Here is a 14168-nt window from a genome sequence, read left to right as displayed (position 1 = left end):
GGGCGCAACAGCTGCTTCGCTTCAACCCGGGTCCGTCGCCCGTTGCTGCAACTGCTCGGCCAGTTGCCCGAGTGCCTGGCCGTGTTGCTGCAGCTCAGTCATGGCGCTGGTATCCAGCGGCGGCAGGCTGATGGCGTTGGCCTGGTCGGCGCTGGTCTGCAGCAGTTGTTCCAGCTGAGCGGCGGCATCCAGGGCCTGGCTGTGCTGCTGGGCGAGCGTAGCGATGTGTTCGGCAATCTGCAGGCGGGCGCCCTCGACGGCCGACTGATCGGCCTCGGCCAGGCTGCAGGCGTGTTGGTCGGCGCGCTGCAGATCGTCGCGCATGCCGAGCACGGTACGGCGGATCTCCTGGGAGAAGTCGGCCGAACGGCTGGACAGGGCGCGCACCTCGTCGGCGACCACGGCGAAGCCGCGTCCGCTGTCGCCCGCTCGCGCGGCCTCGATGGCAGCATTCAGGGCGAGCAGGTTGGTCTGCTTGGCAATCGAGTCCATGTCATCGCTGGCACGCAGGATCGCTTCGGCCTGGGTGGTGACCTGGCGCATCTGGCTGGCCAGTTCGCCGGCCTGGTGGCGGCTTTGCTGCAGGCTGGCGGTCAGGCTGGCGAGTGCCGCCTCGCTGCCTGGCCGCGCGGCCTGGCTAGCGGTGGTCTGGATCGGCGCCAGCAGGTGGGCGGCGTGTGCACGTTGTTGTGCCAGCTGCTCGATCAGCATCTGCCAGTGCTGGTGCTGGACGGCGTCATGGGCGTGCAGCTGCTGTTGAAGGTGTTCGAGCTGCTGCAGCTGCGTGGCGCTATGACTGCTCAGGTCGGCGGCCAGTGGCGGCAGCCAGTCGGGCGTGGTGGCGATGCTCGGGCGCGGTTGTGTCAGTGCCTGCCAGTGGGTCGCAGTGGCCAGTGCCGGCAACAGGCCGAGGCTGAGGATGGCGCCGCAGGGCACGGCAATCCACAGCGGCAGACCACCCCAGAGCGCCGCGCCGATCAGCAGCCAGGGCACGATCTGCAACGCCAGGGCGGCCGGGCTGAAGGCTTTCGGTGGAATCTCGTGAATATCGGAAAAGCGCGTGCTGTGCATGGCTGGCCGTGAACACGGACTCCTGGCTGGAATGAGTGGCCCGCCATTTGGCGGGCGGGCTGCCAGTGAGTGTAAGCGTTCTCAGCCGGGCAGGCACACGCCCGTGCCCCCCAGCCCGCAATAGCCGCCCGGGTTCTTCGCCAGGTACTGCTGGTGGTAGGCCTCGGCGTAATAGAAGGTCGGTGCCGCGGCGATCTCGGTGGTGATGGGGCCGAAACCGGCGCGCTCCAGCTGGCCCTGGAACATGGCCTGGCTGACTTCCGCCGCCTGTAGTTGGGCATCGTCGTTGCAGTAGATGGCCGAGCGGTACTGGGTGCCGACATCGTTGCCCTGGCGCATGCCCTGGGTCGGGTTGTGCGCTTCCCAGAACACCTTGAGCAGGGCGTCATAGCTGGTCTGCTGCGGGTCGAAGACCACCAGCACCACTTCGGTATGCCCGGTCAGGCCGGAGCAGACTTCGTCGTAGCTCGGGTTCGGCGTATGTCCACCGGCATAGCCGACCGCCGTGCTCCAGACGCCCGGTTGCTGCCAGAAGCGTCGCTCGGCTCCCCAGAAGCAGCCGAGGGCAAATACCGCCTGCTGCAGGCCGGCGGGGAAGGGTGGCTTGAGCGGGTTGCCGTTGACGAAGTGTTGGGCCTGCACCGGCATGGGCGTGGCGCGACCGGGCAGGGCCTGTTCGGCCGTCGGCAATTCGAGCTTGTGGGCGAGGATTTGCGAGCGCAGGACCATGGGAGTTCCTCGGTGCGGCGGGGTGGATGGACACAGTCTACCCTCTGGCGCTGGACTGCCGGGGTTGTCTGATAGACGTTGCAGGGTGGCGGACGTTACAACCGGAACAGTCGTCGTGAACCCAGCCTCTCCCCCGGCCCCTCTCCCACAAGTGGGCGAGGGGGGGCTTACGCGCCCCGGCAGGGGTAGCGGCGCAGGCGCTCGATCAACTCGCGGCTGGAGATCGGTCGGTCGAACAGGTAGCCCTGACCGACATCGCACTTGTGCCGACGGAGGAAGGCCAGTTGGGCGGCAGTCTCGATGCCTTCGGCGACCACCTTGAGCTTGAGGTTGTGGGCCATGGCGATTACCGCCGAGGTGATCTCCATGTCGTCCTGGTTCTCGGGGATGTCCTTAATGAAGCTGCGGTCGATCTTGATCACGTCGATCGGGAACTTCTTCAGGTAACTCAGCGAGGAATAGCCGGTGCCGAAGTCGTCCATCGCCAGGGTCAGGCCCAGGGCCTTGAGGCGGGCCACCTGCTGGCGGGTGTCGTCAGTGCCTTCGAGCAGCAGGCTCTCGGTCAGCTCCAGCTCGAGCAGGTGCGGCGGCAGTTGTTCCTCATCGAGGATGGCAGCGATCGAGCCGACCAGGTCGGGGTCGGTGAACTGTTTGGGTGACAGGTTGATGGCCACCTGTACCTCGCCCATACCGAGGGCGGCCAGTTCCTGGCTGACACGGCAGGCCTGGCGTGCCACCCATTTGCCAATGGGAATGATCAGCCCGGTTTCCTCGGCGACGCTGATGAACTGGTCCGGATTGATCATGCCTTTTTCTGGATGCAGCCAGCGCAACAGGGCTTCGAGGCCGGTGAGCTGGCCGGTCTTGAGGCACAGCTTGGGCTGGTAGTAGACCTCCAGCTCGTTCTGGGTGAGGGCGCGGCGCAGGTTGTTCTCGACGAACAGCTTGTAGTGCGCCTCGGCATTCAGCGCCTCGGTGAAGATCTGCACCTGGTTCTTGCCGTTGGCCTTGGCCTTGTGCAAGGCCAGACCGGCGTGCTTCATGAGCACATGCGGGTCGTCGCCGTGGGCCGGCGCGCAGGCCAGGCCGACCGAGGCGGTGACGCTGATCAACTGGTTGTCGACGAACAGCGGCTTGTCCAGGGTCTGCAGGATTTCCGCGGCCAGCTGCAGGCCGCCCTGTTCATCGGCGCCATCCAGCAGCACGGCGAACTCGTTGCTGGCGAAACGCGCCAGGCTGGTGTGCTGGCTCAGGCTGTTGCGCAGGCGGCGGGCCAGGCTCGACAGCAGCTTGTCGCCGGTCTGGTGGCCGAGGCTGTCGTTGATCCGCTTGAAGTTGTCGATGTCGACCAGCAGCAGGTTGAACGGCCGGCCGTTGTTGCGCGCGAAGCGCTCTTCCAGGCTGCGGATGAAGTACGGCCGATTGCCCAGCCCGGTGAGGTTGTCGCTGTAGGCCAGGCGTTCGATGCGCTGCTGGGCCAGCTTGCCCTGGGTGATGTCTTCGTAGATGCCGATGTAGTGGGTCAGCTCGCCGTCGTCGTTGTACACCTTGGAGATCGACAGCTGCCCCCAGTAGGGCTCGAAGTTCTTCCGTCGGCTGCGGAACTCGCCCTGCCAGCTGCTGCGCTCGGCCAGCCCGGACTGCGGGTCGAACAGCACGTCGCCGAGGTTTTCCAGGGCCGGCAGATCGGAGATGCGCCGGCCGTGGACTTCCTCGCTGCTGTACTGGGTGATCGAGGTGAAGCTGGGGTTGACGTACTCCACCAGGCCGTCACGGTCGATCAGCAGGAAGGCGCTGGCGCTCTGCTCGACGGCGCGCTGGAACAGGTGCAGGGCGCTGGTGGCGTCACGTCGTTGCTGATGGCTCATGACCTGGGCGAACTGGTCGGCCAGCTCGCCGGCGAAGGCTACTTCGTCGCTCTGCCAGATCCGCGGCGCGCCGATATGCTCCAGGCACAGCACGCCGACCACCTCGCCACCTTGGCGCACACTGGCGTCAAGCATGGCGTTGATACCCAGCGGCTTCAGGTAGTCCTGCGCCAGCTCGGCGGTGCGCGGGTCGAGCTGGGCGTTGTGCGCATCGATGGCGCGGCCGCTGTGCAGGGCTTCGAGATACTGCGGGTAGGGCCGCGCATCGATACCGGCCGGTAGCTCGTGGCGATCAATATCGCGGCGGTACATGGCCACCGGCTGCAGGCTGTCGCCGTGCAACAGCCAGACACTGGCGCGGGCCACGTCGTAGGTTTCGCAGGCGGCCTGGGTGATCAGCTCGGCGGCTTCCTTGAGCGGATTCAGGGCGCTGTAGCGATGGCGCGCCAGGCGCACGATCAGGCTCTGTTGGGCGCGCGAGCGGATCAGGTGCTGCAGGTGCTCGTCCTGGGCGCGCTGGTACAGCTCCACGGAGGTCTGCAGCTTGACGTTATGGGCTTCGAGTTCCTGCAGGCGCTCGCCGGGGCTGTCGTCGTGACGGGCGGTGACCAGCAGATAGCCGCGCAGCAGCGGGCGGTTGTGCAGCAGATAGGGTTCGCCGATTTCCAGCAGGCTGAGGGTGCCGCGCGGCACGTGCAGGTTGTAGCGCACCGTATAGTGCTGACTGGCGGCCAGTTGCTGCTGGATGTCGTCATGCAGGCGGTAGCGTGCTTCCGGTTCCATCAGGCTGGCGAAGGGCGAGTCGATCAGCGCGCAGAGGTCGCTGGCGGCCACGCCCAGCTGACGCTCGCAGGTCGGGTCCAGGTAGAGCAAGGCCCAGCTGGCCTCGTTCAAACGCTCGAAGCGCAGCATTCCCAGGCGCGATGGCACTGGCAACTGCGTCACAACCTCGGCCGCCGTACGGCTGGCGGCATCGGGATGGCTTTTCATCAAGCGGTTGGCTTCCAGTATGCTGCTGGGGTTCAGGCCAAGAGCCTGTGTCATTAATCAAGTTCGGCAAGGGTGCATTATGCAGCTGGGACTGACAAGAAGACTTAGCGGGTTATTGCTGTTGCTCAGCCTGGGTGGCGCTGCCCCCGTGGCGGTAGCGGCCGAGGCTCAGCTGGGCGGGGATGAGCAGGCGCGGTACCTGGCCGAGCTCAAGCGCCTGTACCTGACCCAGGACGAACGCAAGGCGTTGCTGGCGCACAGCAATACCCTGCTGGATACCTATGCACTGCGCGCCGCCTACCAGGTGGGCCAGGCGCAGCGCAGTGACCTGCGTTACCAACTGAGCGTGCCGGCGCCCGGCGAGCTGCTGATACGCCAGGAGGTACGTGCCGAGAAGGGCATGGACTTGACCGTGAGCAACCAGCGTCTCTCGGTGTTCGGCCTCGATCCCTACATTCGCTACGAATGCCCGGCTACCGGCATCGTCTGCGTGCTGCAGAACCCGGCCGATGGCAGCCCCTGGTTGCGCGTGTTGCGCGATCACCAGGGCGCGGCTGAGCTGGCCAAGGCGATCAGTTTCCTGATTCGCAATATGCAGAAGAGCTGAGCCCGCACACGACAAGGCCCGGAAATCCGGGCCTTGTTGCATCTGCAGTCGTCAGAGGCAGGCGTCAGAGTACGGAGAAGGGTGCGGCATCATCGGCCTGCCCGACCCTGGCGCTGCTGAGCAGTACCTGGCGGAAGGGTTTGCGGTTGCTGAGGGCTGCCTTGTAGGCGGTTTCCTCGGCCTCGGCTGCGCTGTGGCAGACGATGAAGAAAGTGTTGAGGTAGACCCGCCAGATAGGCGGTTGGCTCTCGATGGCGACGATGCGAATGTCCACTGCTCTTCCACCACTGCTTTTGAGGTCAGGGAAACCTTAGCAGCCGCGGTGAATCCTGCAGGCGTAAAAAAGCCGCCAGGCCCGGTTGGGCATGGCGGCCTGGTTTACGGCGTTACAACAGCAGGGTGCGGATATCGCCGAGCACCTCGCCGAGGCGCTTGGTGAAGCGCGCGGCGGCGGCGCCGTTGATCACCCGGTGATCGTAGGACAGCGACAGCGGCAGGGTCAGGCGCGGCTGGAAGGCCTTGCCATCCCACACCGGCTGCATGGTCGCCTTGCTCACCCCGAGGATCGCCACTTCCGGCGCGTTGACGATCGGCGTGAAGCCGGTGCCGCCAATATGGCCGAGGCTGGAGATGGTGAAGCAGGCGCCCTGCATGGCATCCACCGAGAGCTTCTTGGTGCGTGCCTTCTCCGCCAGTTCGGCGGCCTCAGCGGCCAGCTGCAGCAGGCTTTTCTGGTCGACGTCACGGATTACCGGGACCAGCAGACCGTCCGGGGTGTCCACGGCGAAGCCGATGTGCACGTACTTCTTGCGGATCAGCGCCTTGCCCGATGGGGCCAGCGAGCTGTTGAAGTCCGGCAGTTCGCGCAGCAGGTAGGCGCAGGCCTTGAGCAGCAGCGGCAGCACGGTCAGCTTGACTCCGGCCTTCTCGGCCACGGCTTTCTGCGCCACGCGGAAGGCTTCCAGCTCGGTGATGTCGGCGTTGTCGAACTGGGTTACGTGCGGCACGTTGAGCCAGCTGCGGTGCAGATTGCTGGCACCGACCTGCATCAGGCGGGTCATCGGCACTTCTTCGATGGCGCCGAACTTGCTGAAGTCGACCTCCGGAATCGGCGGGATGCCGGCGCCGCCGGTAGTAGCGGCCGGCGCTTGCTTGGCCTTCTGCAACATGGCCTGTACATAGGCCTGTACGTCTTCCTTGAGGATGCGCCCTTTTGGCCCGCTGCCGCTGATGGCGGCCAGGTCGACGCCGAACTCGCGGGCAATCATGCGCACGGCGGGGCCGGCATGCACCTTGCTGCCGTCACGCACCGGTGCGGTGACCGCGGCGGCAGCTGCGGCCAGCGCGGCGATGGCGCCGACTTCCGCGGCCACGGCCGGGGCTGCGCCGGCTGGGGTGGTGTGCATCGGCGCCGAGGCAGCAGGTGCTGACGCTGGTGCGGCAGCGGCCGTCGGTGCAGCACCGGCCCCTTGCGGGGCGGATGATGACGCTGCTGAAGCAGCGCCTCCTGCCACGCGCAGCTTGATGATCAGGTCGCCGGTGCCGACATCGGCGCCCAGCTGCACCAGCACGGCTTCCACGGTGCCGGCAGCCGGCGCGGGGATTTCCATGCTGGCCTTGTCCGACTCCAGGGTGATCAGCGACTGCTCGGCGCTGATCACGTCGCCGGCCTTGACCAGTACCTCGATGACCTTGGCCTTGCCGGCCGAGCCGATGTCCGGCACATGGACGTCCTGCACGCTTTCGGCGGCGGGGGCTGTGGGTATCGGCGCGGCGGCAACGGGCGCGGGCTCGGGTGCGGTAGGCGCCGCCGCGGCTGCAGCCGGGGCCGTTTCGCCAGCGCCCTCGCTGTCCAGTTCCAGCAACTCGTCGCCGGTTTTCAGTTTGTCGCCCAGCTTGACCTTCAGGGCGGTGATGACCCCGGCGCGTGGCGCGGGGATTTCCATGCTGGCCTTGTCCGACTCCAGGGTCAGCAGGCTCTGGTCTGCTTCGATACGGTCGCCGACCTTGACCAGCAGTTCGATCACTTCACCCTCGCCACTGCCGATGTCGGGCACGCGAATCAATTCACTCATCGCTCAGCTCCTCAGCAATCCAGCGGGTTGGCTTTGTCGGGGTTGAACCCGAATTTGACGATGGCCTCGGCCACCACCTTGGCGTCGATCTCGCCGCGCTCGGCCAGGGCTTCCAGGGCGGTCAGCGCCACCCAGTAGCGGTCCACCTCGAAGAAGTGGCGCAGCTTCTGCCGCGAGTCGCTGCGGCCGAAGCCATCGGTGCCGAGCACCTTGTATTCCTTGCTCGGTACCCACTGGCGAATCTGCTCGGCGAACAGCTTCATGTAGTCGGTGCTGGCCACCACCGGGCCCTTGCGTCCGGACAGACACTGCTCGACATAGCTCTGCTGCGGCTTCTGCCCCGGGTGCAGGCGGTTCCAGCGCTCCACGGCCAGGCCGTCGCGGCGCAGCTCGTTGAAGCTCGGCACGCTCCACACGTCGGCGCCGATGTTGAACTCGTCACGGAGGATCTTCGCCGCCTCGCGCACTTCACGCAGGATGGTGCCGCTGCCCAGCAACTGCACGTGGTGGGCGGCCTCCTTCTTGTCCTCTTCGAGCAGGTACATGCCCTTGATGATGCCGTCCTCGACCCCTTCCGGCATGGCCGGCTGGGCGTAGGCCTCGTTCATCACGGTGATGTAGTAGAAGACGTTCTGCTGCTCCTCGGTCATCGCCTTGATGCCGTGACGGATGATCACCGCCAGCTCGTAGGCGTAGGTCGGATCGAAGGTGCGGCAGTTGGGGATGGTAGCGGCGAGGATGTGGCTGTGGCCGTCCTCGTGCTGCAGGCCTTCGCCGTTGAGGGTGGTGCGCCCGGCGGTGCCGCCGATTAGGAAGCCACGGGCGCGGCTGTCGCCGGCGGCCCAGGCCAGGTCGCCGATGCGCTGGAAGCCGAACATCGAATAGAAGATGTAGAACGGCAGCATCGGCTGGTTGTGCGTGGAGTACGAGGTGCCGGCGGCGATCCAGCTGGACATGGCGCCGGCCTCGTTGATGCCTTCCTCGAGGATCTGGCCCTTCTTGTCCTCGCGGTAGAACATCACCTGGTCTTTATCCACCGGCTCATACAGCTGGCCGACCGAGGAGTAGATGCCGAGTTGGCGGAACATGCCTTCCATGCCGAAGGTGCGCGCCTCGTCCGGCACGATGGGCACGATGCGCTGGCCCAGGTCCTTGTCCTTGACCAGCTGCGAGAGGATGCGCACGAAGGCCATGGTGGTGGAAATGTCGCGGTCGCCAGTGCCGTCGAGGAGTGCCTTGAGCGTTTCCAGCGGCGGGGTGGGAATGCTGAAACTCTCTGCTCGGCGCTGCGGCACGAAACCGCCGAGCTTGTCGCGGCGCTCCTGCAGGTAGCGCGCTTCGGCGCTGCCCGGCTCGGGTTTGACGAAGGGCAGGTTCTCCAGCTCTTCGTCCTTGACCGGGATGTCGAAGCGGTCGCGGAATTTCTTCAGGCTGTCGACATCGACCTTCTTGGTGTTGTGCGCGGTGTTCTTCGCTTCACCGGCGCCGGTGCCGTAACCCTTGATGGTCTTGGCCAGCACCACGGTCGGCTGGCCCTGATGGTTGACCGCCTGGTGGTAGGCCGCATACATCTTGTAGGGGTCGTGGCCGCCGCGGTTGAGGTTCCAGATTTCCTGGTCGGAAAGATCCTTGACCATCTCCTTCAGCTCGGGGCTGTTGAAGAAGTGTTCACGCACGAAGGCGCCGTCTTTGGCCTTGTAGTTCTGGTAGTCGCCGTCGACCACCTCATCCATCCGCCGTTGCAGGATGCCGTCGACGTCCTTGGCCAGCAGCGGGTCCCAGAAGCGGCCCCAGATCACCTTGTTGACGTTCCACTCGGCGCCACGGAACACGCCTTCCAGTTCCTGGATGATCTTGCCGTTGCCGCGCACCGGGCCGTCCAGGCGCTGCAGGTTGCAGTTGATCACGAAGATCAGGTTGTCCAGCTTCTCGCGGCCGGCCAGGGAGATGGCGCCGAGGGATTCCGGCTCGTCGCACTCGCCGTCGCCCATGAAGCACCAGACTTTCTGCTTGCCGGCGGGGATAAAGCCGCGGCTCTCCAGGTACTTCATGAAGCGCGCCTGGTAGATCGCCTGGATCGGGCCCAGGCCCATGGATACGGTGGGGAACTGCCAGAAGTCGGGCATCAGCCAGGGGTGCGGATAGGAGGACAGGCCCTTGCCGTCCACTTCCTGGCGGAAGTTGTTCATCTGTTCTTCGCTGATCCGCCCTTCCATGAAGGCGCGGGCGTAGACGCCGGGTGAGGCGTGGCCCTGGAAGAAGATCAGGTCGCCGCCGTGCTCGTCGGTCGGGGCCTGGAAGAAGTAGTTGAAGCCGATGTCGTACAGGGTGGCGCTGGAGGCGAAGCTGGAAATGTGGCCGCCCAGGTCCGGGTCTTTCAGGTTGGTGCGCATCACCATGGCCAGTGCGTTCCAGCGCACCAGCGAGCGGATCCGCCGCTCCATGAACAGGTCGCCGGGCATACGTGCCTCATGGCCGACCGGGATGGTGTTGCGGTAGGGCGTGGTGATCGCATACGGCAGCTGAGTGCCGCTGCGGGTGGCCAGTTCACCCATGCGGGTCAGCAGGTAGTGGGCGCGCTTCTCGCCCTCTTGGTCGAGAACGGATTCCAGGGCGTCCAGCCACTCCTGGGTTTCGACGGGATCAAGGTCTTGCATGGCTTGCTCCAGGGCGGAAAGGCTTCCAGAATCGGAAAGCCTGGGCTCGTGCACGCTTTTTGGGCGGGCTACGTGAAAGTCGTTATTGCCGGGATTAGACCGGCTGTCTGTAGTTTTACTACAAAATGACGGCTCGCGCAGCGCTTGAGACACAATCTTTAGTAGTAAAACTACAAGTATTCGATCATCGGAAAGCTGTCGAAACCCGCAGCTTTCCGCTCCCAAGGATAGACCATGAGCCTGCCTCCACTGGCTGCAGTTCCAGCCGCGCTCCAGCCCCTCGCCGACCGTGCCCGCAGCGTGCTGCCGGCGTCCTGGCCACCCCTGCGTCAGGAGACGCTGCAACGGGTCTGTGCCTGCAGTGATTTCGTTTATGAGCAGGCCGTACGCGACCCGCAGCTGTTGCCGGTGCTGGCCGACAGTGGCGAGCTGGAGCGGGCTTTTACCCCCGGTGAGCTACGCGGCCAGTTGCAGACGTTGCTGGCCGACTGTGCTGATGAGGACGAGCTGGGTCGCCGCCTGCGCCGCTTCCGCAATCGCCAGCAGGTGCGCATCGTCTGGCGCGACATCAGCCGCCAGGCCGACTTGGCGGAAACCTGCCGCGACCTCTCCGACCTGGCCGATGCCTGCATCGATCTGGCCTACCACTGGCTCTACCCGCGCCACTGCGAGCAGTTCGGCACGCCCATCGGTCGGCGTAGCGGCGAGGCGCAGCACATGGTCATCCTCGGCATGGGCAAGCTCGGTGCTCATGAGCTGAACCTGTCTTCCGACATCGACCTGATCTTCGGCTACCCGGAAGGCGGCGAGACCGAGGGCGTCAAGCGCTCGCTGGATAATCAAGAGTTCTTCATTCGCCTCGGTCAGCGGTTGATCAAGGCGCTGGACCCGATCACCGCCGAAGGCTTCGTCTTCCGCGTCGACATGCGTCTGCGCCCCTACGGCTCGGCCGGCGCCCTGGTGCTCAGCTTCAACGCCCTGGAGCAGTACTACCAGGACCAGGGCCGCGACTGGGAACGCTACGCGATGATCAAGGCGCGCGTGGTCGGTGGCGACCAGGCGGCTGGCAAGCAGCTGCTGGAGATGCTGCGACCGTTCGTCTACCGGCGTTACCTGGACTTCTCCGCCATCGAGGCGCTGCGCGCGATGAAGCTGCTGATCCAGCAGGAAGTGCGGCGCAAGGGCATGGCCGATAACATCAAGCTCGGCTCCGGCGGCATCCGCGAGATTGAATTCATCGCCCAGGCCTTCCAGCTGATCCACGGCGGGCGCGACCTCAGCCTGCAGCAGCGGCCGCTGCTCAAGGTGCTCGCGACGCTCGAAGGCCAGGGCTACCTGCCGGCGCCGATCATTGCCGAGATGCGCCAGGGCTACGAGTTCCTGCGTTACGTCGAGCACGCCCTGCAGGCCATCGGTGACCGGCAGACGCAGATGCTGCCCGACAACGACCAGGATCGCGCGCGGGTTGCGCTGATCATGGGCTGCGACTCCTGGACGGCGTTCCGCGAGCAGCTGCTGCACTGGCGTGGGCGTATCGAATGGCACTTCCGCCAGGTGATCGCCGATCCCGACGAAGAGGAGGGCGTCGAGGCCGAGCTGTGCGTCGGCAGCGAATGGCTGCCGCTGTGGGAAGAAGCGCTGGACGAGGAAATGGCCGGGCGCCAGCTGGCCGAAGCCGGTTTCAGCGAGCCGGCGGCCGCGCTCAAACGGCTGATCGACCTGCGTGGTGGCTCCCAGGTGCGCACCATGCAGCGCCTCGGTCGCGAGCGCCTGGATGCCTTTATCCCGCGTCTGCTGGCCCAGGCGGTGGAGCACGCTGATCCGGACTTGGTGCTGGAGCGTGTGCTGCCGCTGGTCGAGGCGGTGGCGCGGCGTTCGGCCTACCTGGTGCTGCTTACCGAGAACCCCTCGGCCCTGCAGCGTCTGCTTAACCTGTGCGCAGCCAGTCCGTGGATCGCCGAGCAGATCACTCGCTTCCCACTGTTGCTCGACGAACTGCTCAACGAGGGTCGACTGTTCAGTCCGCCGCTGGCGCCGGAGCTGGCCGCCGAGCTGCGCGAGCGCCTGACGCGGATTCCTGAGGGCGATCTGGAACAGCAGATGGAGGCCTTGCGCCACTTCAAGCTGGCTCACCGCCTGCGCGTGGCGGCTTCGGAAATCGCCGGCACCCTGCCGCTGATGAAGGTCAGCGATTATCTGACCTGGCTGGCCGAGGCCATGCTCGAGCAGGTGCTGGCCCTGGCCTGGCGCCACACCGTGGCCAAGCACGGTACGCCGAAGCGCGCCGATGGCAGTCTGTGCGACCCGGACTTCATCATCGTCGGTTACGGCAAGGTCGGCGGCCTGGAGTTGGGCCACGGCTCGGACCTGGATCTGGTGTTTATCCACGACGGCGACTCCCAGGCCGAGACCGATGGCGCCAAGCCGATCGACGGCGCGCAGTTCTTCGCCCGCCTGGGCCAGCGCATCATTCACCTGCTGACCACCCAGACCACCTCGGGACAGTTGTACGAGGTGGACATGCGCCTGCGTCCGTCCGGCGCCTCGGGGCTGCTGGTCAGCTCGCTCGGCGCCTTCGAGCGCTACCAGCAGAGCGAAGCCTGGACCTGGGAGCACCAGGCGCTGGTGCGTGCCCGTGTGTTGGTTGGCTGTGCACGGGTCGGTGCGGCCTTCGAGCAGGTGCGCGCCGCCGTGCTTGGTCGTGAGCGTGATTTGCCCACCCTGCAGGCGGAGGTCAGCGAGATGCGCGCGAAGATGCGCGATAACCTCGGTACCCCGTCAACCGCCGCCGGCCGGGGCGCGAATGCCTTCGACGCGGCGGCTTCCTTCGATCTGAAGCAGGACGCCGGAGGTATCGTCGATATTGAATTTATGGTGCAATACGCGGCCCTGGCGTGGTCGCGGCAGCACCCGCAACTGCACCGCTACACCGACAATATCCGCATCCTCGATGGCCTGCGCGATGCCGGGCTGATGCCCGCCGCCGACGTCGAACTGTTGCAGGAGGCTTACAAGGCCTACCGCGCCGCCGCCCACCGGCAGGCGTTGCAGAAGCAGCCGGGCAAGGTCGGTGGCGAGCAGTTTGCCGAGGAGCGCCGCAGCGTGATGCGCCTGTGGCGTGAGCTGGGCCTGAGCTAAGCGGTGCCTGTGGCACCCGACGAATTGATGACCGAGACGAACACTGAGGAGTAGGCAACGATGTCGATGGCCGATCGTGATGGCGTGATCTGGTATGACGGCAAGCTGGTGGAATGGCGCAGCGCGACCACCCACGTGCTGACCCACACCCTGCATTACGGCATGGGCGTGTTCGAGGGCGTACGCGCCTACAACACCCCGCAGGGCACTGCCATCTTCCGCCTGCAGGCGCACACCGACCGCCTGTTCGACTCGGCCCACATCATGGGCATGAAGATCCCGTTCAGCAAAGACGAGATCAACGAAGCCACCCGCGCCGCCGTGCGTGAGAACAACCTGGAAACCGCCTACATCCGGCCGATGGTGTTCTACGGATCGGAAGCCATGGGCCTGCGCGCCACCGGCCTGAAGACCCAGGTCATCGTCGGTGCCTGGCACTGGGGCGCCTACATGGGCGAAGAGGCGCTGCAGAAGGGCATCAAGGTGCGCACCAGCTCCTTCACCCGTCATCACGTCAATATCTCGATGACCCGCGCCAAGGCCAACGGCAACTACATCAACTCGATGCTGGCCCTGCAGGAAGCCATCTCCGGCGGTGCCGACGAGGCCATGCTGCTGGACCCGGAAGGCTACGTGGCCGAGGGCTCGGGCGAGAACATCTTCCTGGTCAAGAACGGCGTGGTGTACACCCCGGAAGTGACCTCGTGCCTGAACGGCATCACCCGCGACACCATCCTGACCCTGGCCGCCGAGCTGGGCATCAAAGTGATCGAGAAGCGCATCACCCGCGACGAGGTGTACATCGCCGACGAGGCCTTCTTCACCGGCACCGCCGCGGAAGTCACGCCGATCCGCGAAGTCGACGGTCGCAGCATCGGTATCGGCAGCCGTGGCCCGGTCACCGAGAAGCTGCAGAAGGCCTACTTCGACCTGGTCACCGGTAAGACCGATGCCCACCCCGAGTGGCGTACGCTGGTCAAATAAGCGGTTGTCGAGGCTGTGCTAGGGAGGCGTATGCCTCCCTGGTCGTTTC

9 protein-coding genes are annotated in these 14168 nt (G+C 65.6%); 3 read left to right on the top strand and 6 right to left on the bottom strand.

The window, feature by feature from the left end; genetic code table 11:
- Positions 1-21: 21 nt before the first annotated feature.
- The 3 genes from HNE05_RS17825 to HNE05_RS17815 all read right to left on the bottom strand — a co-directional run bounded on the left by HNE05_RS17825 (position 22) and on the right by HNE05_RS17815 (position 4658).
- Complete coding sequence (locus HNE05_RS17825; RefSeq protein WP_420827013.1) at positions 22-711, bottom strand: methyl-accepting chemotaxis protein; 690 nt, start codon at positions 709-711, stop codon at positions 22-24.
- Positions 712-1152: 441 nt separating this feature from the next.
- Complete coding sequence (gene msrA / locus HNE05_RS17820; RefSeq protein ID WP_173209822.1) at positions 1153-1800, bottom strand: peptide-methionine (S)-S-oxide reductase MsrA; 648 nt, start codon at positions 1798-1800, stop codon at positions 1153-1155.
- Positions 1801-1967: 167 nt separating this feature from the next.
- On the bottom strand, positions 1968-4658 hold the full coding sequence (locus HNE05_RS17815) for a putative bifunctional diguanylate cyclase/phosphodiesterase (RefSeq protein ID WP_173209820.1): 2691 nt from the start codon (positions 4656-4658) through the stop codon (positions 1968-1970).
- A gap of 79 nt (positions 4659-4737) precedes the next feature.
- Between HNE05_RS17815 and HNE05_RS17810 the strand changes: the two genes are divergently transcribed.
- Positions 4738-5265: a hypothetical protein gene (locus tag HNE05_RS17810; RefSeq protein WP_173209818.1), complete on the top strand. Its 528-nt coding sequence runs from the start codon at positions 4738-4740 to the stop codon at positions 5263-5265.
- Between the two features lie 64 nt (positions 5266-5329).
- Here HNE05_RS17810 and HNE05_RS17805 read toward each other — a convergent pair whose 3' ends face one another.
- From HNE05_RS17805 to aceE, 3 genes are all read right to left on the bottom strand, one after another.
- A complete protein-coding gene (locus HNE05_RS17805; protein WP_173209816.1) occupies positions 5330-5539 on the bottom strand; it encodes a hypothetical protein in 210 nt (69 codons plus the stop codon).
- A 112-nt stretch (positions 5540-5651) separates the two neighbouring features.
- On the bottom strand, positions 5652-7340 hold the full coding sequence (gene aceF, locus HNE05_RS17800) for a dihydrolipoyllysine-residue acetyltransferase (RefSeq protein WP_173209814.1): 1689 nt from the start codon (positions 7338-7340) through the stop codon (positions 5652-5654).
- A gap of 11 nt (positions 7341-7351) precedes the next feature.
- A complete protein-coding gene (aceE, locus tag HNE05_RS17795; RefSeq protein ID WP_173209812.1) occupies positions 7352-9997 on the bottom strand; it encodes a pyruvate dehydrogenase (acetyl-transferring), homodimeric type in 2646 nt (881 codons plus the stop codon).
- Between the two features lie 234 nt (positions 9998-10231).
- Between aceE and glnE the strand changes: the two genes are divergently transcribed.
- Both glnE and HNE05_RS17785 read left to right on the top strand, forming a co-directional pair.
- Entirely contained in the window at positions 10232-13135 is a 2904-nt protein-coding gene (gene glnE, locus HNE05_RS17790; RefSeq protein WP_173209810.1) for a bifunctional [glutamate--ammonia ligase]-adenylyl-L-tyrosine phosphorylase/[glutamate--ammonia-ligase] adenylyltransferase, read from the top strand.
- A gap of 60 nt (positions 13136-13195) precedes the next feature.
- Complete coding sequence (locus HNE05_RS17785) at positions 13196-14119, top strand: branched-chain amino acid transaminase (protein WP_173209808.1); 924 nt, start codon at positions 13196-13198, stop codon at positions 14117-14119.
- Positions 14120-14168 lie beyond the last annotated feature (49 nt).

Origin of the sequence: Pseudomonas campi (assembly GCF_013200955.2) — a bacterium.
Lineage (GTDB): Bacteria > Pseudomonadota > Gammaproteobacteria > Pseudomonadales > Pseudomonadaceae > Aquipseudomonas > Aquipseudomonas campi.
Note: the sequence above shows the minus strand (reverse complement) of the source record. Positions and strands in the feature narration are given on the sequence as shown.

Excerpts from the sequence above, each read along its gene's own strand:
- HNE05_RS17825 (WP_420827013.1), bottom strand. The coding sequence starts at position 711 with ATGCTGATCGAGCAGCTGGCACAACAACGTGCACACGCCGCCCACCTG.
- msrA (WP_173209822.1), bottom strand. The coding sequence starts at position 1,800 with ATGGTCCTGCGCTCGCAAATCCTCGCCCACAAGCTCGAATTGCCGACG.
- HNE05_RS17815 (WP_173209820.1), bottom strand. The coding sequence starts at position 4,658 with ATGAAAAGCCATCCCGATGCCGCCAGCCGTACGGCGGCCGAGGTTGTG.
- HNE05_RS17810 (WP_173209818.1), top strand. The coding sequence starts at position 4,738 with ATGCAGCTGGGACTGACAAGAAGACTTAGCGGGTTATTGCTGTTGCTC.
- aceF (WP_173209814.1), bottom strand. The coding sequence starts at position 7,340 with ATGAGTGAATTGATTCGCGTGCCCGACATCGGCAGTGGCGAGGGTGAA.
- aceE (WP_173209812.1), bottom strand. The coding sequence starts at position 9,997 with ATGCAAGACCTTGATCCCGTCGAAACCCAGGAGTGGCTGGACGCCCTG.
- glnE (WP_173209810.1), top strand. The coding sequence starts at position 10,232 with ATGAGCCTGCCTCCACTGGCTGCAGTTCCAGCCGCGCTCCAGCCCCTC.
- HNE05_RS17785 (WP_173209808.1), top strand. The coding sequence starts at position 13,196 with ATGTCGATGGCCGATCGTGATGGCGTGATCTGGTATGACGGCAAGCTG.